The following is a 23829-nucleotide window of genomic DNA, read 5'->3' on the forward strand; positions in this document are numbered from 1 at the left end:
GCCGGTCATTAGCTCATCAGAAGGAATTTCGCCTTGGGCCAAACGTTGCTGAGCGCGTTGAAAGGTGGCAACTCCCTCTCGTCGCACGAGATACAAGCCAATGAAACCCGTGGCAAGGATCAGTACAAGGGTAGCCAATAGCCCGATCTGCGCACCCACTGAAAACAGGATCACGAAATCGAGCAGAGCAAAGAGCGTGAAAGCGAGAAGAATCGGCATAGCGGCTCCAGGTCACGTTACTTCTTCAAGAATGGAGGCGGCTGGTGATAATGCAAGTCTTGATGAACGAAGCGACTGCTAGAAAATAGCCTTCATGGGCACGAAGCAAGACTGGAAAACAAGTGTTTTTTGCATTATGCTGCGATGCACAAAACATTTAAGCGCTGGAGGTAAAAATGCACATCGACGACAAGGTGATTGCGATTACAGGTGGTGCCCAGGGTCTGGGGTTGGCCATGGCCAAGATGCTAGGCGAGCGTGGAGCACGTATTGCGCTCATCGACATGGATGCCGCGAGACTCGATCAGGCAGTCAATGCCTTGGCTGACTCTCATGTCGAGGCCCTGGCATTTGTGGCGAACGTGGCTGATGAGTCTTCCGTTGTACAGGTGTTTGCGGATATTCAGGACAAGCTTGGCCCCGTGGCAGGACTGGTCAACAATGCGGGTATCACTCGGGATGGGTTGCTGGTCAAGGCCAAGGATGAAGAAATCGTTTCGACGATGTCACTGGAGCAGTGGCAGCGGGTGATCGATGTCAATCTAACCGGCGTGTTTCTGTGTGGCCGCGAAGCTGCTAGCCAGATGATCGAAACCGGTACCCAGGGTGTCATCGTCAATATTTCCAGTATTTCTCGAGCCGGTAACATGGGGCAAAGCAACTACGCTGCCGCCAAGGCGGGTGTGGCTGCATTGACCGTCACTTGGGCCAAAGAGCTGGCGCGATATGGAATCCGCGTAGGGGCTGTGGCACCAGGCTTTATCGAAACGGAAATGACCGCATCGATGCGGCCCGAGATTCTGGAGAAAATAACCAAAGGCGTGCCCCTGCGTCGTTTGGGTCTACCGGAAAACATTGCGGATAGCGTGCGCTATATTTTTGAGAACGACTATTACAGCGGCCGAGTGCTGGAATGTGATGGTGCGCTGCGGATCTGAACACCAGACGGGGATCAGCGATTCAAGTGCAACGAGAGACGTCTATAGCGATTCTCGCTGCACTGAATCAGGCTATTCAATAAGCGATTTGATCACGTAGCGATTCTACGGTGGCATCACCAATACCGTTGATCCGACTCAAGTCCTCTGCACTGTTGAAAGGACCGTTGGCTTCACGATCTTCGATGATTGCCTGAGCCTTTGCCTCGCCAATTCCAGGAAGCTGAGTCAGCATTTCCGCATCGGCACTATTGATATTAATACTTTGGGTTTCTTGTGCTAACGCCAACGAGGCGAAGCCAAGAGACAGGCTCAACAAAACTGCCTTTAAAAGTGTTTTCATCTTTGTTCCTTTTTTATGACCAAGCTGTTTGTACGGCAAAGCAACCTTATAGAAACAATTTTGTTACAAAAATAGATTATTTCGTAATTTTTTGTAGGAAATTGACTTGCTCGGCCGACGACATTGGCTCATGAACAAATAGCCATTGCTCATGCTTGATGCTCGGTTAACATGTTGGACTGATATACTGATGCAAACTTTGTTTGCGGAGCCTTCATGTCTTCTCCTGCCTCGCCGATAATAATCGCGCTGGATTACCCTTCCATGGATGCAGCCTTGTGCATGGCGGATCAGCTCGATCCTTCATGCTGTCGTGTCAAGGTGGGCAAGGAGCTGTTCACTCGTGCCGGCCCAAGCGTGGTAGAAGCTCTTCATGGGCGCGGCTTCGAGGTATTTCTGGATCTCAAGTTTCACGATATTCCCAATACCGTTGCCGGTGCCGTACAGGCTGCGGCGGAGCAGGGCGTCTGGATGATCAACGTGCATGCAAGCGGTGGGCGGCGAATGATGGAGGCTGCCCGGGAACGCCTGGAGGCTAACCGTCTGACGACTCACCTGATCGCGGTAACCGTGCTAACCAGCATGGAGCGAGGCGATATGGCGGATATCGGGTTGGATATCGACCCTCTCGATCAGGTCGAGAGATTGGCGAGCTTGGCCAATTCCTGTGGCCTGTCCGGTGTCGTGTGCTCACCGCAGGAATCGTCACGACTGCGCGAAACCTGTGGGGAGAAATTTTTCAAGGTGACGCCAGGGATACGGCTCGCCTCTCACGAAGATGATGATCAGCGCCGTACATTTACACCGAACGAAGCGATGAGCGCCGGTAGTACGCATCTCGTCATCGGTCGCCCAATCACCCAGGCGAAAGACCCCATGACGGCATTGATGGATATCGAGAATAGGCTTCTCACTGATTCTCCAGGCCGCTGATCGGTTTGATCGATCCCCATTTACGACAGCGTGGGCAGTGCCAATGCAGTTGCATGCCTGAAAAACCGCAGCGGTGACAACGATAGCGCGGGCTGCCCTCGAGTAACTTGGCGACAGGCTGTCGTAAAAGCGCCATTTGTTCGTATTGAGGCTTTGTTGCATCGAGCAGATAGAGATCCATCAAGTAATCGATACCGCGTAAACTGGGATGGATGTTCAGTTGCTCGGTGGCGAACGCGATGGCACTCAACCGATCCCCTCTGCGCTCCAATGACTGCGCAATCATGATAACGGTGCTGGTGTTGAACGTATGATCGTTCAATGAGTGCAGGTACTGTTCCAGGCCGTGTTCGTCTTCGAGCTTGAGATAGGCGTCGCGCAGAGGTTCGAGAATGATGCAGGTGAAATCTCGATCCTGCTCAGGAATCTGCTTCAAATAGCGAATCTCGGCTTTATAATTACCCACCTCGCGCTCAATGACTGCAAACAGCCAGTTGGCACGGATGCAGCTGGAATCCGTGGATAGCGCTTGACGCAAGAGTTTGCGTGCTAGAGATGGACTGGCTGCCTCCAGATGTTTTTGCGCCAATTCACAAAGCCAATGAGCTGCAGCGCATCGTATATCCTCGTCCTGACGCAGCAGCTGTGGAGACGCGACGTCCAGCGCCTGCTGCCATTCTCGCTCTCGTTCGAAAAGGTCCACCAACAAACGTTTGGCAGAACGGCGCATGTCGTCGTCATGAGCGTCACGAGTCAATTGCTGGAGAAGACGCTCGGCGCGATCATGCACGCCAAGCTGCAAGAAGTCGCGAGACAGCTCCAGCTGGACTTGATCGCTTTGTGTCGCACTCAGGGCGGGACGCGCCAACAGGTTCTGATGGATCCTGACGGCGCGATCGGCTTCGCCACGGCTACGAAAAAGCGTTCCCAGCGCAATATGCGTATCGACGGTATCGCTATTGACCTCCAGCGCCTGGATGAAGGTCTCGATAGCACGATCGGGTTGCTCATTAAGAAGGTAATTGAGCCCGGTGAAGTAGTCTCGGGGTAGTATGTTCTGCTGCTGCGAATTGCGGACTGGCGGTTCGCGCTGTAAACGACCTAACCACCAGCCGATGGCAATTGCCACCACCAGCAATGCCAGCAGCAAAAGATCGAGCATTTAGGGGCTTTCCTTGAACTCCTGGATGCGTAGCCGATCGAGTTCCTTGCGCTGCTGCTGATTATGACGTTGAGCACGGGTCAGAAGAGTGCGCAGGCGTAGATAAACGCCACTCATTGCCAGCATGCCCAGAAGAACGCCAAGCGCCAGCGCCACCAACAGCCACAATGACAGCGAGGCAGGGGGCAGTTCCGTCCAGATCAGATTGAGCGGCAATGCTTCTTGATTGTTGACGGCAAAAAGAATGCCAAGCAACAGCACCAGCAGAAGGATGATGGCTAGCAACAGCCCTTTTAGCCAACGCATAGAGGTATCCTTTTAAATTTCGGTGACAGTAGGGCGTCAATATCCCAAGGCACGACTGGCGTTGACCTGTTCACGCAGTTCCTTGCCTGGTTTGAAGTGTGGCACGAATTTACCTTCCAGATCGACGGCTTCCCCTGTCTTGGGATTGCGGCCAAGGCGAGGCTCACGGAAATGCAGGGAAAAGCTACCAAAACCACGTATCTCAACGCGCCCCCCGCTCGCTAGAGCGTCGGTAATATCGTCAAGAATGATGCGCACCGCAGCCTCGACTTCCTTGAGCGATAGCTCTGGTTGGCGCATGGCGATTTGTTCGATCAACTCGGACTTGGTCATCGGATGTCTCCGTGCGGCGTACTCTACCGCCAATAGGCCGGCAGGTATTGTTGTCTCAATGAGCATACTGCTCAAATCTTGAAAAAACAACGCACTAGCATAAGGATAAAAGACTGTTTGTCAGTTTGACGGCAGATTCCTGAATTCGCTACTGGCCTCGGTTATACTGCTCATATTCAAATCTCAACTCGCGGGGTCGGATTGTGAGCGAAGATGTTGTCCTTAAACGATTGTACTGGCACTCGCGCCGCGGCATGTGGGAGCTCGATCTTCTGCTTATTCCTTTTCTGAAGCATCGCTACAGTGAGCTTGACGATGCGGATAAAAAAGCCTATCAGGAATTGATCAAAGAAGAAGACCAGGATCTTTTCACCTGGTTGATGCGCCGCGAGTTTCCTCAGGAAGACTCGTTTCGTCGGATTGTCAAGATGATCATCGACTATGCTGAAACAACCGGCAACGATCAATATCGCGCCCTCTAGGCTATGTTGGTGGGCTTCGCTGTTGCTGGCTATGGCAATGTGTCTTCTTGTTGCGCTTTACGGACCGTCCTGGCTGGCTCTCGTGACGAGCCTTCTTTTGAGCTTGATTCTCTGGCGCGAAAGGGAGCGGCATGCGCACTGGCAGCTGCGCTGGATACCCGGTTTGGGCGGCGGTTGGCAGGCTCGTGAAGCTTCTTCTGACGATTGGCAGCGCGTGACGCTACACTGTGATTACCTGGGTCCATGGTTGGTGGGTGTCCGAGTCGGTAAGCAATATCATTGGCTATGGCCGGATAGCATGGACCAGGCAGCGCATCGCTCTCTGCGACGGCGTCTGCTGTGGTCTGCCTCAGGAGGCTAGCGTCGCTTTTGAAGCTGCCGGCACTGAGGTGTCATGATGGGGATAATCGCGATTGTAATGAAGGCCACGTGATTCGTGGCGCTCACGGGCCACTCTCAACAGCATGTCAGCCAGGACGAGGGCATGATGCAGTCGGTTAAGTGCCAGGCAGGATGCTTGATCTTGCCAATCTTTTTGCAAAAGCCCCGCACACTCCTTGTTCAGGCGTTTCAATGATTCCTCACCGGCAGCAAGCCCTTCATTACTGCGCACGATGCCCGCGCACTGACTCATCGTTTCGCGCAGGGTAGTAAATGCCTGATCGATGTTCTCGCTGCCTGTGGGTTCAGAACTCACATTCAAAGACGAGAAGGGAATAATCGGTTCAGCACGTCTTTCAGACGTGACCTTGCGTAGTGCTTGCGCCGCAGAGCGAGCGAATACCAAGCATTCCAGCAGCGAGTTGCTAGCCATGCGATTGGCGCCATGCAGACCCGTGCAGGCCACTTCGCCGATGGCGTAAAGATGGGCTACGTCACTGGCACCCTGCAGATCGGTGGCGATACCGCCACAGCTATAGTGAGCAGCGGGCACTACCGGGATGGGGTCCCGAGTGATGTCGAGTCCACGACTCAGGCAATGGGCGTGGATGGTGGGAAAGTGTTCTTGTATCCGCGCTGCCTCGAGATGGGTGATATCGAGCAGCACGTGAGATGATTCATGACGCAGCATCTCGGCATGAATGGCGCGAGCGACAATATCGCGTGGTGCGAGTTCGGCCCGTTCGTCGTAGTCCGGCATGAAGCGTATACCGTGAATATTCCGTAATAGACCGCCTTCGCCACGCACCGCTTCGCTGATCAGGAAGGGGCTTCCGTCCGGATCGTACAGGCAGGTGGGATGAAACTGCTGGAACTCAAGATTCATTAGCGTGGCGCCAAGTGCCGCTGCCATCGCCATGCCTTCGCCGCAGGCTGGCGCAGGACTGGTGGTGTGTTGATAGAGACCGCTTGCGCCGCCGGTGGCCAGTACGATGTCCTGGGCTGCCGCGAGCTGAAGCTGATCGTGGATGTCGAGGCACAGCGCTCCCCGACAATGGCCTTGCCCGTCCTTGAGCAGTTCAATGGCTTGCCACTCCTCAATCAGGCGGATGTCGGGATGATGACAGGCATGCTCGAGCAGGGTGTCTATCAGCGCTTTCCCGGTGGCATCTGCCGCGTGGATGATGCGCCGGGCACCGTGCCCGCCTTCCCGGGTAAGATGGTAGGGGTAGACGGCGTTCTCCGTCGTATCCGGTGTAAAGGGCACGCCGAGTTCAATAAGCCAGTCGATCGCCTCCCGGCCATGCTCTACGGTAAAGCGAACCGCGGCTTCATCGCACAAGCCATCCCCAGCAATCAAGGTATCTTGAACGTGAGCCTCGATATTGTCCGTAGGCGCTAGTACCGCCGCGATACCTCCCTGAGCCCAGCGACTTGCGCCGAAATCATCCAGGGCCGGACGCAGTAGTGTCACAGCACGATGCCCGGCCAACTCGAGGGCCAAGGTCAGGCCGGCAACGCCGCCGCCGATGATCAGAACGTCGTGTTCGCTATGAATCATTGTGCCGGGGTCTCGTGTCTGTAGAAGAAGGTTTGTCGGAGCCACTGCGTAACCGATGTGAATCGCTCACTAGGGTATGCTGGCTCGCGCGTCGTCTAAGTCGCTTGCTGGGCAAGTGCCGCAATCTCCCCAAGCGAAGGCTCAATTCGCGGGTCAGTCTGGTCAGCTCTCGATTAAGCCATAAATAGCCGCTGGGTCCGAACAGCATTTGGCCGCTTTCGTCCCGAGCCAAGGTAGCCTGATTGGCATATTGATCCAGATCGAAGCGTTTTACCTGCACCTCGATGGTCTGACCGGTACGCACCTGAAATGCCAGTGTGCCCAATACACGTGCAAGACGGTGCTGAGCCTCGCGCAGGCCTTTCATGGCAGCGATGCGCTCATAGCCGGTACGCGTCACCCAGCGGGTTTGCAATATCAGCTCGACGGTGGAAAGCATGCGTCGCTGCAACGATAACAGGCTATCGAGTTCGTTGCGTCGCAGTCGCCTCTCACTGTGAATGGCATCGACGAGTTTCCTTTGCTCGACCAGCTGGGCAGTAATAATCTTGAGAAGCTCGTTGGTATCGATGTCGATATCGTTTTCGGCGGAGGCGCTGGTATGGGCATGATAAAGACGCGCCAGCTTGTCGAGATTGTCGGCGAGTAAAAAGCGCAGTACGTCCGTTGCCTTTTGCGGCAGTACCAGCACGGTGACAAGGATTCCGATCAGCGTTCCCAGCAGTACGTTGGAGGCGCGCCACAGGGCAACGACAAGATCGTTGTCACCGCTGCCTACCACCAGTAATACGGAAATACCGAAGATCAGCGCACTATAGCCGTAGCGGGTAGCGAAAGTCGCATAGGTTGCCAGGGCAATGCTGATCAGCGTCCAGATAGGGACCACTCCGGTTGGCGGGTCAGGGATCAAAACCAGCACGATACCCCAGATGATCCCCAACACCGTACCCAGCAGACGTTGCCCGCCCTTGTCCAGGACGCTGCCGACATTTGGCAGATTACCGACGACCACCAAAGTACTGACCAGTGCCCAGCTACCGTGAGGAATCTGCAGCGTCGAAATGACGATGAAGGTGATGGCCAGTGCCAGGCTCGTTCGCAGTACATGTAGATAGTGGCGATAGCGGTAGCTGAAGTAAGGATCGCGCAGACGCAGCAACGACATCAGCGGTAGCTCTTCAGCGGATAGGTTGTAGTTCCTGAGGCAAGCAAGGAGCCTGGAACATCAAAAAGCATTTCAACCTCATGGGAAGGAATAAAAAAAGAAAGCACCTTTATGCCGAATGGAACGGTATTTTGCTAAAACCGATGAGCAAACGCGATTATGTGTATTAGTGTTTGAGCAGAGTGCCTACGGCAAATCTCAGCGCATCCTTACCTGCGTCGCCATGATGTCGCAGTGCTATCTCCAGCCTCTCTGTTGGCAACCCCTTGGGTGGCTGGCTCAGCAGCACGAGAAACTGTTGCCCTATCGGAGTAAGCACCAGAGATATCTCATCCAGACTGGCATCAGGATTGAAACCCCAGCCAGATTTTTCCACATCGCGTTCTTTGATCAACCCGGCGTTCACCAGCTCATTCATATGGTAAACGAATCTGTGAAAGCTGGCAGTTTCAGTATTACTCGACTCGACAAAGGTCAACCATAGGTCTGGGGTAAGCGCGCCCTCATAACTACCCTCTGCAATGAACTTGAGAATTCGCTGCATGTATAGTGTGTCAAGCATGGTGCGTTTCTCCCATTCCGTACGGCATAAGAAAGCCAATCACAATATTCTGGCCGCGCAAATTACATCCTGTGTAAACGCCAGGGTCAAGCATGGAGAAAGAGTTTACATGGTTCTTGCAGAAAGACGTTCGGTGATCGACTTACGTGTGGGCGATGGCGAGGTGGTATTGATTTTGCTGGTGCCCGGAGCGGGCTCGAACCGGCACGGAGTATAACCTCCGAGGGATTTTAAGTCCCTTGCGTCTACCAATTTCGCCATCCGGGCGGGGATAGGGGAGAGCGTATAGCCAGAAATGAAATGGAGGCTGGAGTCGGAATCGAACCGGCGTACACGGAGTTGCAGTCCGCTGCATGACCACTCTGCCATCCAGCCTTTGAAGCCATATCCTGAGGCAATGGAGCGGGAAACGAGATCCGACCGGGCTGGCGTTCCAGCTCGCGACCCTCACTGTTTCTTTGCCACCAACTACTGGAGCGGGAAACGAGATTCGAACTCGCGACCCTCGCCTTGGCAAGGCGATGCTCTACCACTGAGCTATTCCCGCTCGACTCGATGACGCATTCTACAGATAAGGGCGGCTCTGTCAAACGCTTATCGCCCTTTTGCCCGCTACATGGAGCGAGACAATTCAGGCCAGGCTGCGCGTAAATATTGCAGCATCGACCATAGCGTCAGAACCGCCGCCGCATAGAGCGTAACGACGCCGATCATTGCAATTTCAGTGCCCGGCGCCCAGCCAAGTAGCAGCAGCAGGGCAATCATTTGCAGGGTGGTCTTGACCTTGCCGATCCAGGAAACGGCAACATGGCCTCGCTTGCCCATTTCCGCCATCCATTCACGCAAGGCAGATATCACGATTTCCCGGCCGATGATGACCAGGGCCGGAAGCGTTAGCCAAAGAGAGTCGAAACGTTCGATCAAAAGCGCCAGCGCCACTGCCACCATGACCTTGTCCGCCACTGGATCAAGGAAAGCGCCGAATGGAGTGCTCTGATTCCAGCGGCGTGCCAGATAGCCGTCCAGCCAGTCGGTGAGGGCGGCCAGGCCGAACAGCAATGCAGTGAGTTTCAGACTCCAGGCATAGGGAGCATAGAACAGGACCACCAGCAACGGAATGAACACGATGCGAGCAAGTGTCAGGATGTTGGGTATGTTCATCTAGATAACATGGGTCCATGCCGGTGATCGAAAGCCATCATTCTATGCGCCTTTGCGCCAATCATCCATGCAACGCCTGATGGATGGAAGTAGCCAGGCTAACACTGATACCCGGCACACGAGCCAGTTCCTCTCGACTGGCGTGGCGGACACCCTGTAGGCCCCCGAAAAATCGCAACAGCTCGCGGCGACGCTTGGGGCCAACGCCGGGAATGTCCTGCAGTGTAGAGGTGCGACGCGCCTTGTCTCGGCGTTGCCGATGGCCGGTGATGGCGAAGCGGTGAGCTTCATCGCGAATATGCTGGACCAGATGTAAGGCCGCAGAGCTGCCTTCAAGGCTTAGGCTGTTGTCGACGGTCTCGAGAAACAGCGTTTCCAAGCCCGGTTTGCGAGTAGTACCTTTAGCGACGCCTACCAGCCTGACATGGCTGACTTCCAGCTCTTCGAATACCTCGCGCGCCATATTGAGCTGGCCCTTGCCACCGTCCACCAGCAGTATGTCCGGACGTTTGCCTTCCCCTTGTTTGAGCCGTTTGAAGCGCCGAATCAAGGCCTGGCGCATGGCGGCGTAATCGTCGCCGGCGGCAACCCCTTCGATGTTGAAGCGTCGATAGTCGGATTTTACCGGGCCGTCCTGATCGAAAACGACGCAGGAGGCAACCGTGGCTTCACCGTGGCTGTGGCTGATATCAAAGCATTCCAGGCGATCAGGTGTCGTTTCCATGCCGAGTGCATCGCGCAACGCCTCGAAGCGCTTCGATAGCTGGGTGCGGTTGGCAAGCTGAGTCGCTAAAGACTGTTCGGCGTTGGTGCGCGCAAGCTGTAGCCATTGAGCGCGATGCCCACGCACCTGATGCGTCAGGCGCACGTGTTTACCGGCCTGCTCGCTGAAAGCGGCCTGCAGTATCTCGCTGTCGGGTAGCGCATGGCTGGTGATGACTTCCTGAGGCAGTTCGCGTCTTTGACCAAGATAGAATTGACTGACGAACTCACCCAATAGCGCCGCTGCGGGAAGATCAAGGCCATTCTCGGGGTTGTGATGGCGCGCTCCAAGCATGCGCCCCTGGCGCACCGTTAGCACGCTAATGCCAAGTCCACCTGGCCGCTCCACCAGAGCAAAGATATCCGCGTCACCGGAGCCGGTATCGACGATCTGGCGTTCCTGAAGCCGACGCAGCTGCTGCACCTGATCCCGTAGGCGTGCTGCTTCCTCGAAATCCAAAGTGCGGCTGGCCGCCTCCATGGCCGTCATCAGGTGTTGCGTCACCTGTTCGCTCTTGCCCTCCAAGCACATCACGGCGTGTTCCAGATCGCGTTGATAGCCCTGCTTGTCGATATAGTCTACACAAGGCGCACTGCAGCGATTGATTTGATACTGCAGACATGGCCGAGTGCGATGGGCAAACACCGTGTCCTCGCAGTTGCGGATGCGAAAGATCTTCTGCATTAGCGCAAGGCTCTCACGCACCGCGCTGGAGCTGGGATAGGGACCGAGATACTGCCCATCATTGCGTTTATGACGCACTCGCTTGAACTCGAGAGCCGGGTAGGGATGGCGATCGCTGACAAAGACATAAGGGTAGGATTTGTCATCGCGCAGCAGGATGTTGTAGGGCGGACGCAGCTCCTTGATCAGCGTCTGTTCGAGCAGTAACGCCTCGGTCTCGCTGCGGGTAATAGTGACTTGTACGTCGTGAATACGCGCAACCAGCGCCTGGGTCTTGGCGTTGAGAGCGCCGCGAAAATAACTCGCCAGACGTGCCTTGAGGCGCTTGGCCTTGCCCACGTACAGTACGTTACCGTCGCTGTCGAGCATACGATAGACGCCCGGCGATTCACTAACGGTCTTGAGAAAGTGTTTGGCGTCGAAACTCATGCCACCATCGATATCGCTGAGTTGATAGCGTCACAATACCAGATCGTTACTGGCTTATGGGGTGCTGTCGCCTACTGCAGCGCGAATTCAACGATCTTCGCTGAATCCTTCCACGAGCCCGTGGCGAAGGCCAAGATGGGTGAGCTCCACGTCGGTTTGCAGCCCAAGCTTGTCGAAAATACGATAGCGATAGGTATTGACCGTCTTGGGACTCAAGAAAAGCCGGTCCGAAATGTCGTTCACCTTGTGACAATTGATGATCATCATGCGACCTGCATTTCTCGGCTCGAGAGCTGATCGAAAGGATTGTCCTGAGTATCCATCTTGGCCAACACCAGGCGTTGAGCGATCTCGGGGCTGATATAGCGTTGACCGAGCTGGATGGCACGAATTGCTCTTACGACTTCATTCATTTCAGTGCCTTTACTGATGAAGCCGCTGGCACCTGCTTCAAGGAGTCGCTGAGCAAAGGTCTCTTCCAAATAGGCAGTCAAAATTACCACCTTGATATCGGACATGCCTCGAGCGATCTTGCGGGTAGCTTCGAGACCGCCGATGCCGGGCATGCGAATATCCATTAGCACGATATCGGGCCGCAGCGTTCGCGCCAGGCTAAGCGCTTCTTCTCCCGTTGCAGCTTCTCCGACGACCTGGATGCCATCTTCTTCGCTGAGCATGCGGGCAATGCTGGTACGAACCAGATGATGATCGTCTGCAACTATAACCTTGATCAAGTTCGCTCCTGACATTCACGATTTCGTTTAGTATCGGCACTGCCTAAAAAGGTTGATGAGTGTAATATCCGTGAAACGTTGATTCCACTCTTGGTGATCAGCGATAGCAAGGCAAAAAATATTGACGTCGAGACGACAGGCACATATTATACGCGCCGTTCCACATTTGTGTTGATTCAGGTCTATTCAGGTCTGAATAGTCAAAAACACAAGTCGTACCGTCGAGCATTTTGCATCACCGATTGGGGCCTTAGCTCAGCTGGGAGAGCGCAACACTGGCAGTGTTGAGGTCAGCGGTTCGATCCCGCTAGGCTCCACCAATCTTATTCGCGATCTAGCCGTCTAATGTTCTTTCATTAGGCGGCTTTTTCCTGGAAGAGACTCTTTTTCGTGAATGAGCCCCTTTCAAAAATGAACCTTGCGTAAGTGATAAAGCAGTCGATGGTCACTCTTCAGCGTATCGTTCGAACAGGATCAAGTGGTCTGCCTGAATGCGCACCGGAATGTACTCACCAGAGGTATATTTATGATGGCTGTTGAAACAGGCCTCGACCACTTGCTGAGAAGGCAGGCGTAGTCGATAGAGCGAATTGGCCCCGGTAAAGATGCGTTGCTCCACCTTTGCCATGAGCGCGCTATTTTTATCGAGCACGATGTCGTCGGGTCTCAACAGAACATCGACCGGTGAGTTCATCTCGAAAGGGTAGGCGCGGTTGCCAGTGATATCGCCAATTTCGGTATTGACCGTTTCACGATCTTTCATGGTGCCCGGTATGAAAAATCCCTGTCCGATGAAGTTGGCGACGAATCGGGTCGCTGGCTCATGATAAAGATTGTAGGGCGTATCCCACTGCTGTAAATAGCCACCGTGTAGTACGCCGACCTGATCCGCCAGGGCAAAGGCTTCCTGTTGATCATGGGTGACCATGATGGCGCTGATGCCGAGCTTCTTGAGGATGTTTCGAACCTCTTGGCTAAGCTGGCGGCGAAGCTCCACGTCCAGATTGGAGAAGGGTTCGTCCAGCAATAGCAGGCGCGGCTGTGGGGCCAGCGCACGGGCCAGGGCCACACGCTGCTGCTGACCGCCGGAAAGCTCATGAGGGTAGCGCTTGGCAAGATGCGTCAAGCCGACCAGCTCGAGCAGTTCATCGACCCGCTGTCGACGCTGGTTGGCAGGCAGTTTACGGAGACCAAACGCCACGTTGTCGATGATCGTCAGGTGCGGAAACAGCGCATAGTCCTGAAATACCATGCCGACCTGGCGTTTTTCCGGTGCGACTAATGTGGCTGGATTAGAGAGCGTCATGCCTTCGAGCATGATACTGCCCGCAGCCACGGGCTCGAAGCCGGCAATGGCGCGCAGCAGAGTCGTCTTGCCGCAGCCGGACGGGCCCAATAGGCAGCACAGATCACCTCGGTTCAAAGAGAAGCTGACGCGAGAAGTCACCACGGTTGCACCGTAGCGACACTCTAGTTCGTCGACCTGCAGTAGCGGTTGGCCCATGGCAATTAATCGATGCGTCCGAGAAGCAGAAATTCCAGCAGTGCTTTTTGCGCATGTAGACGATTGCCGGCCTCTTGCCAGACCACGGCGCGCGGATCATCCAACAGGGTCTCGCTGATCTCCTCGCCGCGATGGGCCGGCAGACAGTGCAGGAAAAGCACATCAGCGGCAGCCTTGTCGAGCATCGCCTCCGTGACCTGAAACCCCTTGAAGGCGCGTTCGCGAGCGCTCTGCTCCTGCTCCTGACCCATGGAGGCCCAGACATCCGTGGTAATAAGATCCGCATCTTCTGCTGCCTGCTGGGGATCGCGCAAAATGCTCACCCGATCACCTGCAGCGGCGACAATTCCAGGATTCGGATCGTAGCCTTCAGGGCAGCAAATGCGTAGCCTGAAGTCGAATTGCCGCGCCGCATTGATCCAGGAGTGGCACATGTTGTTGCCGTCGCCAATCCATACCGCCGTCTTGCCCTTGATCGCGCCACGGCATTCGATCCAGGTCATCATGTCCGCCAACAGCTGGCAAGGATGATAATCATCCGTCAACGCATTGATGACCGGCACTGAGCTAGCCTCGGCAAAGGTTTCTATATCGCCGTGAGAGAACGTGCGGATCATTACCGCATCGACCATCTCCGACAGCACCCGTGCGGTGTCGCCGATCGGCTCGCCGCGGCCAAGCTGGGTATCCCGAGGTGAAAGAAATAGGGCATGACCGCCGAACTGTGCCATGGCAGTCTCGAAGGAGACCCGGGTACGAGTCGATGATTTCTCGAAGATCATTGCCAATGTGCGATTGGCAAAAGGCGTATAGTGGGGACCCTTGGCCTTCAATTCGCTCTTGATATGGATTGCTCGAGCGATCAGATAATCAAGCTCTTCCGCAGTGAGATCCAGCAGGGTCAGAAAATGTCGTGTCGCCATGGCGAGCTCCTTGGTCGGCGAACGAAAGCCGCGAACGAAAAACATCACATCATGGTAGCCATGGCCGCCATGCGTTGAACGAATATCTGGTCGTGGAGAAAATTCATCATCCTAGCCACAGCCGATAGCCAGCGCAACGCATGACGCGAAACGATCTCTCGCTGGGGCTGTTTTCAATCGCGCGCACCAGTAGAATGGTGACCACGCGTTCATCCACTCATTACGCGGTAGCGGTCAATTGATTCGCGCCCCGTACAGGAATCCTCTCATGAGCACGACTCTCGAAAACATCAAGCAACAGGTCAGCGAAAACCCGATTCTTATTTACATGAAAGGCACGCCCCAACTGCCCCAGTGCGGTTTTTCAGCCCAGACGGTGCAGGCGCTGATGGCCTGTGGCGAGCGCTTTGCCTTCGTCAACATACTGGACAATCCGGACATTCGTGCCGAACTGCCCAAGTACGCCAACTGGCCGACCTTCCCCCAGCTGTGGCTCAACGGCGAGCTGGTTGGCGGCTGCGATATCGTCGTCGAGATGTATCAGAACGGCGAGCTGGAGCCGATGATCAAGGAAGCTGCCGCCAAGGCCAGTGCGAGAGAAGAAAAGGCAGGAGACGCATAAGCATTTTCGGCCAAGACAAAAACAAAAGCCCTGGAGTCGCGACTCCGGGGCTTTTGCGTTGCAGCAATCAAATCCGACGATTCAGCGCTCGTCCAGTCCTTGCTCACGCTGGGTCAGACTCCACCCACCTAGATCCTTGAAGCGGTTCACAATGGCACAAAACAGTTCAGCGGTACGCTCGGTATCATAGCGTGCCGAGTGCGCTTCGGAGTTGTCGAACTCGATTCCCGCAGCGCGACAGGCTCTGGCAAGCACCGTCTGGCCATAGACCAGCCCCGATAGGTGGCGGTATCGAAGCTCGAGAACGGATGAAACGGGTTGCGCTTGATGCCACAGCGGGCAATTGCCGCATTGAGAAAGCCGTGATCGAAGGCTGCGTTATGGCCTACCAGAATGGCCCGGGTGCATTTATTGGATTTGATGGCCTTACGCACCGGACGAAAGATCTCACCCAGCGCTTCAGATTCCGACAGGCTCACTCGCTTGCGCAGCGGATTGGCAAGATCGATGCCGGTAAAATCGAGCGCCGCCTGATCGATGTTGGCGCCTTCGAAGGGCTCGACATGAAAAGCGAACGTCGCATCAGGAAGTAGATTGCCCTGGGAATCCATGGTCAGCGTGACTGCCGCAATCTCCAGAATGGCATCCCCCTCGGCGTTGAAACCTCCTGTTTCGATGTCCATCACCACGGGTAGAAAGCTACGAAAGCGCTGAGCCATCAGTGGCTGGCCATTCGCCTCGGTCATGCATCGCTCCCTTGCCAGTTTATCCAGAGTGTCGTTTTCATTTTTACTCCTTACTAGTATGGAGTGAAAATCGAACGAGAACGACCTCTATTTTTATTAGGGTTAGCTAACATTAAAAGTGCCAGTTGTTGATCTCGCAGGAAGCCTCACTGCTAGATTGAAGAGCCGGGCGACGGTATTCGCTAAGCGCCAACGGCGCTATACTAGGCCGCCATCGAATCCCCAAGAGTCAGCGAAGGAGCCTAGTAATGTCCGACGTCAAAAAGGTCGTGCTCGCCTATTCCGGCGGCCTGGATACATCCGTGATCGTCAAGTGGTTGCAGGAGACCTATGACTGCGAAGTGGTGACCTTCACGGCAGACATCGGACAGGGCGAAGAGGTTGAGCCAGCGCGCGAAAAAGCCAAGGCGTTAGGGGTCAAGGAGATCTACATCGAGGATCTGCGCGAGGAGTTCGTGCGGGATTATGTTTATCCGATGTTCCGTGCCAATACCATTTATGAAGGCGAGTACCTGCTGGGCACCTCCATCGCGCGTCCACTGATCGCCAAACGCTTGATCGAGATCGCCAACGAGACCGGCGCGGACGCCATTTCCCACGGTGCCACTGGCAAGGGCAATGATCAGGTACGCTTCGAACTCGGTGCTTACGCGCTCAAGCCCGGGGTCAAGGTCATCGCGCCCTGGCGTGAATGGGATCTGACCTCCCGGGAGACGCTGATGAACTACTGCGAGCAGCACGACATCCCGGTGGATTTTTCCAAGAGCAAGAAAAAGTCGCCTTACTCCATGGACGCCAACCTGCTGCACATCTCCTATGAAGGCGGCATCCTCGAAGACCCCTGGGCCGAGGCCGAAGAGGACATGTGGCGCTGGAGCGTTTCGCCGGAGACAGCGCCGGATCAGCCCACCTATATTGATCTGACGTTTGAAAAGGGCGATATCGTCGCCATCGATGGCGAAACCTTGAAGCCTCACGACGTACTTGCCAAGCTCAATAAACTGGGCGGCGACAACGGCATCGGGCGTCTCGATATCGTCGAGAACCGTTACGTGGGCATGAAGTCTCGCGGCTGCTACGAGACCCCCGGGGGCACCATCATGCTGCGCGCTCACCGGGCCATCGAATCGCTGACTCTGGATCGCGAAGCCGCTCACCTGAAAGATGAGCTGATGCCTAAGTACGCCGAAGTCATCTACAACGGCTACTGGTGGAGCCCGGAGCGGCGCATGCTGCAGGCGGCCATCGACGAGACCCAAACGTTCGTCAATGGCGTGGTGCGCATGAAGCTCTACAAGGGCAATGCCATCGTTGCCGGCCGCAAGTCCGAGCAGTCCCTGTTCGATGAATCCATCGCTACCTTTGAAGACGATGCCGGCGCCTACAATCAGAAAGATGCGGAAGGCTTCATCAAGTTGAATGCTCTGCGGTTGCGCATTGCCGCCAGTAAAGGCCGTAATGCAGGCTGATGAATAGTTAAAGGAGGCAGCATGCTCAAGAAACTGATCGATGGCCTGTTCCGTGGTGGTGATGTCAACGACGAGGAAATGCCGGCGACGGAGCATCGCGGCTATTTGATCACCCCGGACCCTCAGGACGCCGGTGGCCAGTACCGGGTCAGCGGCTGGATCCGCAAGCCGATCGAGCAGGGCGAAACCCTGGAGCATCGCTTCGAGCGTTCGGACATGGTCAGCAGTCGTGAGGCCTGTGTCGAACTGACCCTTAAAAAGGCTGAACGCTATATCGACGATGTCGGTGATGAAATGTTCAAGCGCTAAAGGAAGTGACACCACAACGACAAGGAAGCTCGTCATGATCAAGGTTCATCATCTGGAAAACTCTCGTTCCCAGCGCGTTTTATGGCTACTCGAAGAGCTGGGGCTCGACTACGAGATCGTCGAGTATGCTCGGGACCCGGACACCATGCTGGCACCGGCGGCACTCAAGCAGGTGCATCCTCTTGGCAAGTCGCCGGTGGTTACCGATGGGGAGATCACCCTCGCGGAATCTGGCGCGATCATCGATTATCTGATCGAGCACTACGATACAAAGCGTGGCTTGATACCCGAGGCGGGCAGCGCAGACTATCGCCATTACCGCTTTTGGCTGCATTACGCCGAGGGTCCGCCATGCCACTGTTGGTGATGAAGCTAGTATTTTCGCGCTTGGGTAAATCGCCGGTACCGGCACCCATGCGTCCTCTGGGCAACATGTTTGCAAGCGGTGTAAAAGATAAGTTTCTCGATCCGCAGATTCGTCAGCACATGGATTTCTGGGAAAACATACTGGGCAAGTCGACCTGGTTTGCCGGTGAGCAATTCACTGCAGCCGATATCCAGATGAGCTTTCCACTGCTGGCCCTGGATTCTCGCGATGGGCTCAAGGGTTCGCCCAATCTAAAAGCCTGTCTAACGCGTATGCGTGAACGTCCTGCCTATCAGCGTGCCATCGAAAAGGGTGGCGAATTCAATTTGTCCGAGTAGATGAACATGACATCTAATGCATCCCTCCGAACGGTATCGCGCAGCGGCCAGTGCCTGATCCTGGCGCTGGGTCTGTTATTGGTAAGTGTTCCTGCCTTGAGCCAGGCGCCTACCGCAGATGAACGGACGCAGCCGCGCGTTCGCTCGACCTTCAAGGCTGTGACCCCGGGCACGCCCTTGTCCAACGGCGAAGATCAACGGCAAATGCGCGTCGAACCAATGCAGCCTGCGCCGCGTTCAACCCCGGAGCGCCCCTCTGAACGCCCTCTTGAAGAGACGAGTTCACGGATAATGAATCCAGAGGCGGCGAATCAGGCCTGTCGCAATCTGCAAAACGAGATCGCCGGCAAGATACGCGCCAATCAGGTAAGCAACTTCACGCTGGAAGCCGTGCCGGCAGCAAGCGCTCAAGAAGTGATCGAGTCCGACAGCGATCAATACGCCAAGGTCGAGATCGTTGGCAGCTGCGGGGACGGTGCCTACAAGGTCGTTTATCGGCGTGGCTGAACCGCTGCTCATGCAATAAAAGTAAGTCAGGCATGCGCTTTCAGTCCGCGTTTACTCTATAGACGATGCGGCCCAGCCATTCATGTAGTGCCTGAGTGCTTTGCCGCAGATGATAGGCGCGGGGTATCCAGGCGATCAGCTTCGGCGGAGGGCGGCTGGCAAACTCCGTGGGCGCCGGGGTCACCTCGAGCCCGGCACGTTCGAACTCGGGAACCGCTCGGGGCAGATGCCAAGCCTGGGACACCAGCAGTATCCTGGCAATGCCTTCCTGTTCAAGGATGGCAGCGCTGAATTCCGCGTTCTCGGCAGTGGTCCGGCTGCGCCCCTCGATCCATCTTGCCTCGAGGCCAAAGGCCTGTCCGAGTGTTCGTGCCATCAATGTGGCCTCGGCCAGGGTTTCGTCGTTGACTCGTCCACCGCTGACCAGGATCGGCAGTCCTGTCTCTCGGGAAAGCCAGGCGCCATAGCCCAGGCGTCGCCAGGTGACGTTGTTTGGCGCATCCCCCCAGCCGAATTCCGGCGTACCGTAATCCCGTCCACCCCCCAGAATCACGATCGCTTCGGCCTGCTCCTGCAGCGCTTGGGAAGGCGGTTCGTAAGGCTCAAGGCCCTTGCGCAACCAGTAGCTGACCCAAGGTAGCGAAAAGACCAGCAATGACGCCAGGCCAAGAACGAGCAGGGAGGGTCCGAGCAGGCGATGACTCTTCCAAAGCAACAGCCCTGCCAGCATCAGCAGCGCATTGATCAAGGGCGGCAACAGCAGGTACTTGAGTGCGTGAAGCAGCATGAGGCAGGTATCCGTTTTTACAAGGCGATTATGCAAGGATGCTGTCGAGAAAGGGGTTCTTTGTCTACGCTAAGTCTATTAGAATTAAAACAAATATCAGAATAACAGCATACATAAGGAGCTTAATGCATGAGTGCCGTCGTTGTTCTATTCATTGGCTTAGGCGCCATGGCTCTAGCTTATTTCGTGTATTCGAAATTCATTGCCGAAAAAATCTACCGGCTGGACCCGGATTTCAAAACGCCTGCCCATGAGTTCGAGGACGGCATCGATTTCGTTCCTACCAACCGCTACGTGCTGTGGGGCCACCACTTTACCTCCGTCGCAGGGGCTGCACCCATCGTCGGCCCGGCGATTGCCGTGATCTGGGGCTGGCTACCGGCTTTCCTTTGGGTAATATTCGGCACCATCTTCTTTGCCGGCGTCCATGATACCGGTGCCATTTGGGCTAGCGTACGCAACCGCGCCCGATCGGTAGGATCCTTGACTGGCGATGTGGTCGGCAAGCGTGCCCGCAGCCTGTTCATGATCGTAATATTTCTGGTACTACTGATGGTCAATGCAGTGTTCGGGGTAGTCATTGCCGGACTGCTGATGAAGTTTCCCAGCGCCGTCGTGCCGGTTTGGGGTGCCATCGTGGTAGCCCTGATCATCGGTCAGCTCATCTATCGTCGCATCATCGGCCTGGCGCTGGTCTCGGTCATTGGTGTCATTGCGCTCTATGGCCTGATCATCCTCGGGCCGTCGGTCCCCATCCAGATGCCTGAGCAGGTAGGAGGTCTCGCCGGTAACGCGGTATGGATTCTGCTGCTGTTCGCCTACGCGGCGGTGGCTTCTCTTCTACCTGTCTGGATGCTGCTGCAGCCGAGGGACTACATCAACGGCCTGCAGCTCTTCGTCGGCCTGATCATTCTTTATGGCGCCCTGGTGCTGCTCAACCCCACCCTTGTCGCGCCCATGTATAACTCCAACGTACCCGCCGGTACGCCGTCGATCATACCCTTGCTGTTCGTGACCATTGCCTGTGGTGCCATCTCGGGCTTTCATGGCCTGGTTGCTTCAGGAACTACGTCGAAGCAGCTCGACAAGGAGACCGATGCCCGTTTCGTCGGCTACTTCGGCTCCGTGGGTGAAGGCATGCTGGCACTCGGCGCCATCCTTGCCGCCACGGCCGGGTTCGCGAGCCTTGGAGATTGGAATGCCATGTATGACGCCTTCGGCAAGGGCGGCGTCAATGCCTTCGTCGAAGGTGGTGCCTACATCATCAGTAACGGTCTCGGACTACCCGAAGCCACGGCGGCAACCCTGCTGACGGTCATGGCGGCGCTGTTTGCCGGCACCACCATGGATACCGGCCTGCGCTTGCAGCGCTATATCTTCCAGGAGTGGGGCGAGATCTATAACCAGCAGTGGATGAAGAAGCCCGCCATAGCAACGCTTCTGGCAGTGGGTTCTTGTCTGATCCTGGCGTTCGGTGCTGGCGCCGATGGCTCCGGCGGTTTGATCATCTGGCCGCTGTTCGGCACCACTAACCAGCTGCTGGCAGGCCTAACGCTACTGATCGTCACCGTGATGCTAGTGCGTTTGGGGCGCCCCATGTGGTTTACCCTGGTACCGCTGATCTTCCTGTTGATCATGACGGTGCTGGCACTGCTGCTACAGCTGCGCAGCTTCTATGAAGTCGGCAACTACTTCCTACTGGTGTTGGATGTCATCGTGCTGATTGCCTCGATTCTGGTGGCCATGGAGTGCGCCGCATCGCTGAAGCGGGTGCGCCGCGAGCTGGCAACCAAATCAGAGGGTTGATGGGGGGATAATATGCGCAAGGATTCCGATAGGGAGGAACCTGCTCAACGAGGCGACAGAATCAGGGCCTGGCTCAGCCAGGCCCGTTTCTATGCCGAAGAGTTCTACTCGGCCCGCTATCGCGGCGCCATCGCCCGGGCCCAGCGGGATGAAGACGATTTGTTCATGCTGATGGTGTTCTCCGAGCTGATGGGGGTGCCCAATCCGGTGTCTTATTACACCCTGGAGCTGCAGCCGCTGATGCTGGAGCGCTTCCATGATTGGCATAAGCGCATGGGGATGGAGCATTCGCCTCTCGACGATTTCCGCTGTTGCTGAAAACCAGCTCCTTGGCTCCCGCTCGCTGAATGCTTGCCGAGATCGCCTAATGAATCGGGCTCTTACAAAAACCTTTTATGTCAGCCACCTGTAGGAGCTCGCTTCAGCGAGCGAGGGGTGACCTGCCTTCGTTCGTGACGCTCCTGAAACAAGGTTTATGACGTGATAGGGCGATTTATGAAAGAACTTCTCGAAAAACGTCTGCTTTGGGTGGGCGGCAAGGGTGGAGTCGGCAAGACCACCGTGGCGGCGTCGCTGGCGGTGCTGGCGGCGCAGCGAGGGCGCAAGACGCTGGTGGTATCCACAGATCCGGCCCACAGCCTGGGAGATGCTTTCGATCGCGAACTGGACGATGAGCCGCGTCGTTTACTGCCCAATCTGGATGCCCTGGAAATCGATCCGGACGCGGAAGTCGAGGCGCATCTAAAAGGCGTCATTAGCCAGCTACGGCGCTTCACCGTGCCGCGTATGATGGATGAGATGGAGCGTCAGATGCGGCTTTCGCGTCAGTCGCCGGGCACTCAAGAGGCGGCGCTGCTCGAACGCCTATCGCGTCTGATGCTGGATGATGAGTCTTATGATCTGATCGTGTTCGATACTGCGCCTACCGGTCATACGCTGCGCTTGCTTAGTTTGCCCGAGGCGATGGCGGCCTGGACGGATGGCCTGCTGGCCCACAGCCGCAAGTCCGAGGAGCTGGGCAAGGTACTCAAGCATCTTACTCCCAAAAGCGGTCAGGACATCAGCTCGCCTTTTGCCGAGCCGGAAGAAGAGGGGATGAGCGATCTGGACGATCGGGCTCGTTCCATTGCCGAAACTCTCAAACATCGGCGCCGCCTGTTTCATCAGGCGCGACGGCGCATCAAGAATCCGGAAGAGAGCCAGTTTTTGTTCGTGATGACCCCGGAGCGCTTACCGATTCTCGAAACCGTGCGTTCCGTGGCCTCACTCAAGGACGCAGGCGTTCCCGTGGCCGGTGCCCTGGTCAACCGGGTAATTCCAGAAGACGCGGACGGCGAGTTTCTGCGTAAGCGTCGCGAGCAGGAAAGCCTGTATCTCAAGCGCATCGATGAAGAGCTCTCGGCTTTGCCGCGACCACGATTACCGCTTCTGGCTTCCGATGTGCAAGGCATCGAAGCGTTGGAAGAGATGGCAAGTCGTTTAGAAACAGCAGGCTTTTAAGTAATCTCCGTTTTGTCAGGATACTCACACAAATCCTCGATCACGCAGCTGCCACAGCGTGGCTTGCGTGCCACGCAGGTGTAGCGCCCGTGCAGGATCAGCCAATGATGCGCATCCTGGCGAAATTCCTTGGGCACATGGCGCATCAGCTTTTGTTCTACTTCTACGACGTTCTTGCCCGGGGCGATGCGAGTACGATTACACACCCGGAAGATATGAGTATCCACGGCGATGGTAGGCTGGCCGAAAGCGGTGTTTAAAATCACGTTGGCAGTCTTTCGACCAACACCGGGCAGCGTTTCCAGTTCGGCGCGCGTCTGGGGCACCTCGCCGCCATGATGCTCGACTAGGAGCTGGCAGGTCTTCATCAAATTCTTGGCCTTGTTGTTGTAGAGGCCGATGGTCTTGATGTGCTCCTTCAGCCGCTCAAGGCCGAGTTCCAGGATCGCCTCTGGGGTATTGGCTATGGGGAACAGCCGAGCGCAGGCCTTGTTGACACTTACATCCGTTGCCTGAGCCGAGAGCAATACCGCGGTCAGCAGCTCGAAAGGGCTGGTCCATCGCAGCTCGGTAGTCGGGGTCGGCGTATGTTCGCGAAGGCGGGCGAAGATGGCTTGGCGTTTTTGTGCGTTCATTGGTGTTCTTGAGCCTTGGGAATTGCTGAATAAATTGCCGAGCGAAATGAAGAGCAAGGCGCACGGAGCGCAGGAAATGAGACATAACATGGGGTTAGGCGAATCTCGACCGGGCTGGCGCACCAGCACCGCGCAACGTAGCAATTCGTTCGTGTAGGCA

Annotated in this window: 27 protein-coding genes, 4 tRNA genes and 2 pseudogenes; 14 read left to right on the forward strand and 19 right to left on the reverse strand. The window is 55.9% G+C overall.

Going from position 1 to position 23829, the window contains the following annotated elements:
• The coding region (locus CH74_RS01730; protein ID WP_048305765.1) for an FxsA family protein at nucleotides 1-219 on the reverse strand (219 nt) is incomplete at its 3' end.
• Between the two features lie 176 nt (nucleotides 220-395).
• Here CH74_RS01730 and CH74_RS01735 point away from each other — a divergent pair.
• Complete coding sequence (locus tag CH74_RS01735) at nucleotides 396-1157, forward strand: SDR family oxidoreductase (protein WP_048305766.1); 762 nt, start codon at nucleotides 396-398, stop codon at nucleotides 1155-1157.
• Nucleotides 1158-1233: 76 nt separating this feature from the next.
• Here the strand turns inward: CH74_RS01735 and CH74_RS01740 are convergent, their stop codons facing one another.
• Entirely contained in the window at nucleotides 1234-1500 is a 267-nt protein-coding gene (locus tag CH74_RS01740) for a ComEA family DNA-binding protein (protein ID WP_048305767.1), read from the reverse strand.
• 216 nt (nucleotides 1501-1716) lie between these two features.
• Between CH74_RS01740 and pyrF the strand changes: the two genes are divergently transcribed.
• A complete protein-coding gene (gene pyrF / locus CH74_RS01745; RefSeq protein ID WP_048305768.1) occupies nucleotides 1717-2433 on the forward strand; it encodes an orotidine-5'-phosphate decarboxylase in 717 nt (238 codons plus the stop codon).
• Here the strand turns inward: pyrF and lapB are convergent.
• The 3 genes from lapB to CH74_RS01760 are packed head-to-tail and all read right to left on the reverse strand — an operon-like array spanning nucleotide 2411 to nucleotide 4234.
• Nucleotides 2411-3595 carry a lipopolysaccharide assembly protein LapB gene (gene lapB, locus CH74_RS01750; RefSeq protein ID WP_048305769.1) on the reverse strand — a complete coding sequence of 395 codons (1185 nt, stop codon included), beginning with the start codon at nucleotides 3593-3595 and terminating at the stop codon, nucleotides 2411-2413. The two genes, pyrF and lapB, sit on opposite strands and share 23 nt — an antisense overlap.
• Entirely contained in the window at nucleotides 3596-3901 is a 306-nt protein-coding gene (locus CH74_RS01755; RefSeq protein WP_048305770.1) for a lipopolysaccharide assembly protein LapA domain-containing protein, read from the reverse strand. It abuts the gene before it with no gap.
• A 36-nt stretch (nucleotides 3902-3937) separates the two neighbouring features.
• A complete protein-coding gene (locus tag CH74_RS01760; RefSeq protein WP_048305771.1) occupies nucleotides 3938-4234 on the reverse strand; it encodes an integration host factor subunit beta in 297 nt (98 codons plus the stop codon).
• A 203-nt stretch (nucleotides 4235-4437) separates the two neighbouring features.
• Here CH74_RS01760 and CH74_RS01765 point away from each other — a divergent pair, with 203 nt between their 5' ends.
• Nucleotides 4438-4716, forward strand: coding sequence for a succinate dehydrogenase assembly factor 2 (locus CH74_RS01765; RefSeq protein ID WP_048305772.1), 279 nt, complete (start codon nucleotides 4438-4440; stop codon nucleotides 4714-4716).
• Between the two features lie 82 nt (nucleotides 4717-4798).
• Nucleotides 4799-5077 carry a hypothetical protein gene (locus tag CH74_RS17675; RefSeq protein ID WP_156181303.1) on the forward strand — a complete coding sequence of 93 codons (279 nt, stop codon included), beginning with the start codon at nucleotides 4799-4801 and terminating at the stop codon, nucleotides 5075-5077.
• On the opposite strand, the gene nadB is transcribed toward CH74_RS17675, so the two are convergent.
• From nadB to uvrY, 9 genes and pseudogenes are all read right to left on the reverse strand, one after another.
• Complete coding sequence (nadB, locus tag CH74_RS01775) at nucleotides 5066-6658, reverse strand: L-aspartate oxidase (protein WP_048305773.1); 1593 nt, start codon at nucleotides 6656-6658, stop codon at nucleotides 5066-5068. The genes CH74_RS17675 and nadB overlap by 12 nt on opposite strands.
• Nucleotides 6648-7823, reverse strand: coding sequence for an FUSC family protein (locus tag CH74_RS01780; RefSeq protein ID WP_082140248.1), 1176 nt, complete (start codon nucleotides 7821-7823; stop codon nucleotides 6648-6650). The genes nadB and CH74_RS01780 overlap by 11 nt, the downstream gene beginning before the upstream one ends.
• Nucleotides 7824-7989: 166 nt before the next feature.
• Nucleotides 7990-8385, reverse strand: coding sequence for a hypothetical protein (locus CH74_RS01785; RefSeq protein ID WP_048305774.1), 396 nt, complete (start codon nucleotides 8383-8385; stop codon nucleotides 7990-7992).
• Between the two features lie 179 nt (nucleotides 8386-8564).
• Nucleotides 8565-8652: transfer RNA gene (locus tag CH74_RS01790), tRNA-Leu, on the reverse strand.
• Between the two features lie 34 nt (nucleotides 8653-8686).
• Nucleotides 8687-8760 (reverse strand) — tRNA-Cys (locus CH74_RS01795).
• 97 nt (nucleotides 8761-8857) lie between these two features.
• Nucleotides 8858-8932, reverse strand: a tRNA-Gly gene (locus CH74_RS01800).
• A gap of 65 nt (nucleotides 8933-8997) precedes the next feature.
• Nucleotides 8998-9546, reverse strand: coding sequence for a CDP-diacylglycerol--glycerol-3-phosphate 3-phosphatidyltransferase (pgsA, locus tag CH74_RS01805; RefSeq protein ID WP_048305775.1), 549 nt, complete (start codon nucleotides 9544-9546; stop codon nucleotides 8998-9000).
• A gap of 61 nt (nucleotides 9547-9607) precedes the next feature.
• A complete protein-coding gene (uvrC, locus tag CH74_RS01810) occupies nucleotides 9608-11422 on the reverse strand; it encodes an excinuclease ABC subunit UvrC (protein WP_048305776.1) in 1815 nt (604 codons plus the stop codon).
• Nucleotides 11423-11509: 87 nt separating this feature from the next.
• A pseudogene (gene uvrY / locus CH74_RS01815) lies at nucleotides 11510-12156 on the reverse strand (UvrY/SirA/GacA family response regulator transcription factor).
• Between the two features lie 244 nt (nucleotides 12157-12400).
• Between uvrY and CH74_RS01820 the strand changes: the two are divergent.
• A tRNA-Ala gene (locus CH74_RS01820) sits at nucleotides 12401-12476 on the forward strand.
• Nucleotides 12477-12601: 125 nt separating this feature from the next.
• On the opposite strand, the gene CH74_RS01825 is transcribed toward CH74_RS01820, so the two are convergent.
• Together CH74_RS01825 and argF are read right to left on the reverse strand one after the other, a co-directional pair.
• The gene (locus tag CH74_RS01825) at nucleotides 12602-13660 is read right to left on the reverse strand and encodes an ABC transporter ATP-binding protein (protein ID WP_048305777.1); all 1059 of its coding nucleotides are present in this window, start codon (nucleotides 13658-13660) and stop codon (nucleotides 12602-12604) included.
• A gap of 5 nt (nucleotides 13661-13665) precedes the next feature.
• Entirely contained in the window at nucleotides 13666-14583 is a 918-nt protein-coding gene (gene argF / locus CH74_RS01830) for an ornithine carbamoyltransferase (protein ID WP_048305817.1), read from the reverse strand.
• Nucleotides 14584-14851: 268 nt separating this feature from the next.
• Between argF and CH74_RS01835 the strand changes: the two genes are divergently transcribed.
• The gene (locus tag CH74_RS01835) at nucleotides 14852-15205 is read left to right on the forward strand and encodes a Grx4 family monothiol glutaredoxin (protein WP_048305778.1); all 354 of its coding nucleotides are present in this window, start codon (nucleotides 14852-14854) and stop codon (nucleotides 15203-15205) included.
• A gap of 81 nt (nucleotides 15206-15286) precedes the next feature.
• On the opposite strand, the pseudogene rnt reads toward CH74_RS01835, so the two are convergent.
• Nucleotides 15287-15951: pseudogene (gene rnt / locus CH74_RS01840) on the reverse strand (ribonuclease T).
• Nucleotides 15952-16199: 248 nt separating this feature from the next.
• Here rnt and CH74_RS01845 point away from each other — a divergent pair.
• The 5 genes from CH74_RS01845 to CH74_RS01860 are packed head-to-tail and all read left to right on the forward strand — an operon-like array spanning nucleotide 16200 to nucleotide 18941.
• Nucleotides 16200-17420 (forward strand): argininosuccinate synthase, encoded by a 1221-nt coding sequence (locus tag CH74_RS01845; protein WP_048305779.1) that lies wholly within the window; start codon nucleotides 16200-16202, stop codon nucleotides 17418-17420.
• 21 nt (nucleotides 17421-17441) lie between these two features.
• The gene (locus CH74_RS01850; RefSeq protein ID WP_048305780.1) at nucleotides 17442-17729 is read left to right on the forward strand and encodes an HlyU family transcriptional regulator; all 288 of its coding nucleotides are present in this window, start codon (nucleotides 17442-17444) and stop codon (nucleotides 17727-17729) included.
• Nucleotides 17730-17763: 34 nt separating this feature from the next.
• Nucleotides 17764-18096 (forward strand): glutathione S-transferase, encoded by a 333-nt coding sequence (locus CH74_RS19890; RefSeq protein ID WP_367379072.1) that lies wholly within the window; start codon nucleotides 17764-17766, stop codon nucleotides 18094-18096.
• Nucleotides 18081-18434 (forward strand): glutathione S-transferase family protein, encoded by a 354-nt coding sequence (locus tag CH74_RS19895; protein WP_367379073.1) that lies wholly within the window; start codon nucleotides 18081-18083, stop codon nucleotides 18432-18434. Before CH74_RS19890 ends, CH74_RS19895 begins: the two co-directional genes overlap by 16 nt.
• Nucleotides 18435-18440: 6 nt before the next feature.
• Nucleotides 18441-18941, forward strand: a complete 501-nt coding sequence (locus tag CH74_RS01860) for a DUF1161 domain-containing protein (protein ID WP_172656293.1) — start codon at nucleotides 18441-18443, stop codon at nucleotides 18939-18941.
• Between the two features lie 40 nt (nucleotides 18942-18981).
• Here the strand turns inward: CH74_RS01860 and CH74_RS01865 are convergent, their stop codons facing one another.
• Nucleotides 18982-19728: a YdcF family protein gene (locus tag CH74_RS01865; RefSeq protein WP_048305782.1), complete on the reverse strand. Its 747-nt coding sequence runs from the start codon at nucleotides 19726-19728 to the stop codon at nucleotides 18982-18984.
• A 129-nt stretch (nucleotides 19729-19857) separates the two neighbouring features.
• Here CH74_RS01865 and CH74_RS01870 point away from each other — a divergent pair, with 129 nt between their 5' ends.
• From CH74_RS01870 to CH74_RS01880, 3 genes are all read left to right on the forward strand, one after another.
• A complete protein-coding gene (locus CH74_RS01870) occupies nucleotides 19858-21534 on the forward strand; it encodes a carbon starvation protein A (RefSeq protein ID WP_048305783.1) in 1677 nt (558 codons plus the stop codon).
• Nucleotides 21535-21546: 12 nt separating this feature from the next.
• A complete protein-coding gene (locus CH74_RS01875) occupies nucleotides 21547-21852 on the forward strand; it encodes a cory-CC-star protein (protein WP_048305784.1) in 306 nt (101 codons plus the stop codon).
• A 177-nt stretch (nucleotides 21853-22029) separates the two neighbouring features.
• The gene (locus tag CH74_RS01880; protein WP_048305785.1) at nucleotides 22030-23034 is read left to right on the forward strand and encodes an ArsA family ATPase; all 1005 of its coding nucleotides are present in this window, start codon (nucleotides 22030-22032) and stop codon (nucleotides 23032-23034) included.
• Here the strand turns inward: CH74_RS01880 and nth are convergent.
• A complete protein-coding gene (nth, locus tag CH74_RS01885; protein WP_048305786.1) occupies nucleotides 23031-23669 on the reverse strand; it encodes an endonuclease III in 639 nt (212 codons plus the stop codon). The genes CH74_RS01880 and nth overlap by 4 nt on opposite strands.
• Nucleotides 23670-23829: the final 160 nt, after the last annotated feature.

The sequence above is a fragment of the Halomonas sp. PR-M31 genome (assembly GCF_001039575.1).
GTDB lineage: Bacteria > Pseudomonadota > Gammaproteobacteria > Pseudomonadales > Halomonadaceae > Modicisalibacter.

Bases quoted from the DNA above. Each gene is read 5' to 3' on its own strand.
- CH74_RS01735 (WP_048305766.1), top strand. From the start codon at position 396: ATGCACATCGACGACAAGGTGATTGCGATTACAGGTGGTGCCCAGGGT.
- CH74_RS01740 (WP_048305767.1), bottom strand. From the start codon at position 1,500: ATGAAAACACTTTTAAAGGCAGTTTTGTTGAGCCTGTCTCTTGGCTTC.
- pyrF (WP_048305768.1), top strand. From the start codon at position 1,717: ATGTCTTCTCCTGCCTCGCCGATAATAATCGCGCTGGATTACCCTTCC.
- lapB (WP_048305769.1), bottom strand. From the start codon at position 3,595: ATGCTCGATCTTTTGCTGCTGGCATTGCTGGTGGTGGCAATTGCCATC.
- CH74_RS01755 (WP_048305770.1), bottom strand. From the start codon at position 3,901: ATGCGTTGGCTAAAAGGGCTGTTGCTAGCCATCATCCTTCTGCTGGTG.
- CH74_RS01760 (WP_048305771.1), bottom strand. From the start codon at position 4,234: ATGACCAAGTCCGAGTTGATCGAACAAATCGCCATGCGCCAACCAGAG.
- nadB (WP_048305773.1), bottom strand. From the start codon at position 6,658: ATGATTCATAGCGAACACGACGTTCTGATCATCGGCGGCGGCGTTGCC.
- CH74_RS01780 (WP_082140248.1), bottom strand. From the start codon at position 7,823: ATGTCGTTGCTGCGTCTGCGCGATCCTTACTTCAGCTACCGCTATCGC.
- CH74_RS01785 (WP_048305774.1), bottom strand. From the start codon at position 8,385: ATGCTTGACACACTATACATGCAGCGAATTCTCAAGTTCATTGCAGAG.
- pgsA (WP_048305775.1), bottom strand. From the start codon at position 9,546: ATGAACATACCCAACATCCTGACACTTGCTCGCATCGTGTTCATTCCG.
- uvrC (WP_048305776.1), bottom strand. From the start codon at position 11,422: ATGAGTTTCGACGCCAAACACTTTCTCAAGACCGTTAGTGAATCGCCG.
- CH74_RS01825 (WP_048305777.1), bottom strand. From the start codon at position 13,660: ATGGGCCAACCGCTACTGCAGGTCGACGAACTAGAGTGTCGCTACGGT.
- argF (WP_048305817.1), bottom strand. From the start codon at position 14,583: ATGGCGACACGACATTTTCTGACCCTGCTGGATCTCACTGCGGAAGAG.
- CH74_RS01835 (WP_048305778.1), top strand. From the start codon at position 14,852: ATGAGCACGACTCTCGAAAACATCAAGCAACAGGTCAGCGAAAACCCG.
- CH74_RS01845 (WP_048305779.1), top strand. From the start codon at position 16,200: ATGTCCGACGTCAAAAAGGTCGTGCTCGCCTATTCCGGCGGCCTGGAT.
- CH74_RS01850 (WP_048305780.1), top strand. From the start codon at position 17,442: ATGCTCAAGAAACTGATCGATGGCCTGTTCCGTGGTGGTGATGTCAAC.
- CH74_RS19890 (WP_367379072.1), top strand. From the start codon at position 17,764: ATGATCAAGGTTCATCATCTGGAAAACTCTCGTTCCCAGCGCGTTTTA.
- CH74_RS19895 (WP_367379073.1), top strand. From the start codon at position 18,081: ATGCCACTGTTGGTGATGAAGCTAGTATTTTCGCGCTTGGGTAAATCG.
- CH74_RS01860 (WP_172656293.1), top strand. From the start codon at position 18,441: ATGACATCTAATGCATCCCTCCGAACGGTATCGCGCAGCGGCCAGTGC.
- CH74_RS01865 (WP_048305782.1), bottom strand. From the start codon at position 19,728: ATGCTGCTTCACGCACTCAAGTACCTGCTGTTGCCGCCCTTGATCAAT.
- CH74_RS01870 (WP_048305783.1), top strand. From the start codon at position 19,858: ATGAGTGCCGTCGTTGTTCTATTCATTGGCTTAGGCGCCATGGCTCTA.
- CH74_RS01875 (WP_048305784.1), top strand. From the start codon at position 21,547: ATGCGCAAGGATTCCGATAGGGAGGAACCTGCTCAACGAGGCGACAGA.
- CH74_RS01880 (WP_048305785.1), top strand. From the start codon at position 22,030: ATGAAAGAACTTCTCGAAAAACGTCTGCTTTGGGTGGGCGGCAAGGGT.
- nth (WP_048305786.1), bottom strand. From the start codon at position 23,669: ATGAACGCACAAAAACGCCAAGCCATCTTCGCCCGCCTTCGCGAACAT.